Here is a 1,789-nt window from a genome sequence, read left to right as displayed (position 1 = left end):
TGGCTGACTTCAGCGCCATCGCGGTTAAAGCCGTAAAAAGGACCAGAGGGTACGTCGATGAAGAATTGCGCTCGGTTGGCAGCCAATCCCGCACGCAACCCGTCAAATACCTCAATAGGCACACCATCAGGGTTGGCGTCGGTCTTTAGCATAAGAGGTGGGATGGCCCCCAGCAGCGCTGCCTTGGCGACACGGCCGGGCTTAGCTTTGGCCACGTAGGCTGCGACTTCACCGCCGCCTGTCGAATGACCAATATGAACAGCATTCTTGAGATCCAGTTCCTCGGCCAGGTCGACAACATCATTTGCGTAAGTTGCCATATCATGACCCTGGTCTGTCTGGTCCGAGCGACCATGGCCACGGCGATCATGTGCAATGACGCGGTAACCGTTGGCAAGGAAGAACAACATCTGATTGTCCCAGTCATCGCCACTCAGCGGCCAACCATGGTGAAAAACGATCGGTTGCGCATCACGTGGCCCCCAGTCTTTGTAGAAAATCTTGGTTCCGTCGCGAGTTTCAATAGTCGACATGGTGATATTTCCTTCTTGTTGAGTAAGCGGTTGAGCGGCAAGCGCGGCAGGCATCACGGCGAGCAACGTGGTTGCTGCACCCGCATGCAAAACGGTGCGTCTGGTCAGTTCGTTTTGGGGTATGGCCATCGGGTCCTCGTTGCTTGTTCGATGCGGCAATGTTGCAATTTGGTTGGCAATGCACGAATGTCACAATTGACAAAATGAGGTTCAAAAGTGACAGAAATGAAAAAAGGCTGGGCTTGCGAGATCGGCCTGTTGATTTACCCCGACTGCCAATTGTCCGCGGTCTACGGCCTGACCGATCTGTTCCGGATTGCGGGTGAGTGGACCGATAGCGACGACCCGCGAAGGGTTCGGATCACTCATTGGCGCGCCGAAGATTGTAAGGAGCCCACATGCATCTGGGATACCCATCCGAACCAGACCCATCGCCTGGATTACGTCATTGCCCCGCCCAGCATCGTTATGCCCGACAAGATGCAGACCATGCCACAAGAGGCTGCATGGCTTCACGCGCAACACAAAGAGGGCAGCCGCGTTTGCTCGATCTGTGCAGGAGCGTTCGTTCTGGCCGAAAGCGGTTTGCTGCAAGGCCGACGTGTGACAACGCATTGGGCCTTCGCCAAACACCTTGCACAACGCTACGAGGATGTTGAAGTTGCCGACCGAAATCTGGTGCTCGACGATGGCGACGTCATATCAGCGGGCGGTATCCTTGCCTGGACCGATCTTGGTCTGACCCTTGTCGAACGTCTCTTCGGACGGAGCACAATGCTGTCGACGGCCCGATTTCTGGTTATTCAGCCGCCGCGTGCCACGCAGCTTCCTTTCACCGAGTTTATCCCGGATTTCGATCATGGGGACGAGGCGATCCTGCGGGTCCAGCACCATATCCACGCTGATTTGACTGCATCGCTGAACCTCAACGATCTCTCCGATGTTGCGCATTTGGAAAAGCGCACCTTTATGCGCCGCTTTTCCAAAGCGACTTCGCTCAACCCCACCGAGTACATCCAACAGGCCCGTGTTGCTAAAGCCCGAGGTATTTTGGAACTGACAAACCGTCCCTTGGATCAGATCGCTTGGGAGGTCGGGTACAAGGACCCCTCTGCGTTCGGCAAAGTATTTCAGCGTATCTCAGGTGTTTCAGTCTCAGAGTATCGTCAACAATTTGGTACCACACAAACGCGGCCATAGTCGCCAGCCACTGTGAAAAGCGACCATTGGCGCAACCCTAGCGAAAGCCCGCATTG

Annotated in this window: 2 protein-coding genes; one reads left to right on the top strand and one right to left on the bottom strand. The window is 55.3% G+C overall.

Translation table 11 applies throughout. From position 1 onward, the window contains the following. On the bottom strand, positions 1 to 533 hold a 533-nt coding region (locus tag ABJO75_RS07940), incomplete at its 3' end, for an alpha/beta hydrolase (protein WP_348432411.1). Positions 534 to 758: 225 nt separating this feature from the next. Here ABJO75_RS07940 and ABJO75_RS07935 point away from each other — a divergent pair. Beyond that, complete coding sequence (locus ABJO75_RS07935) at positions 759 to 1,733, top strand: GlxA family transcriptional regulator (protein WP_348432410.1); 975 nt, start codon at positions 759 to 761, stop codon at positions 1,731 to 1,733. The last annotated feature ends 56 nt before the right edge of the window (positions 1,734 to 1,789 follow it).

The organism is Sedimentitalea sp., from assembly GCF_039973035.1.
Classification (GTDB): Bacteria; Pseudomonadota; Alphaproteobacteria; order Rhodobacterales; family Rhodobacteraceae; genus Sedimentitalea.
Note: the sequence above shows the minus strand (reverse complement) of the source record. Positions and strands in the feature narration are given on the sequence as shown.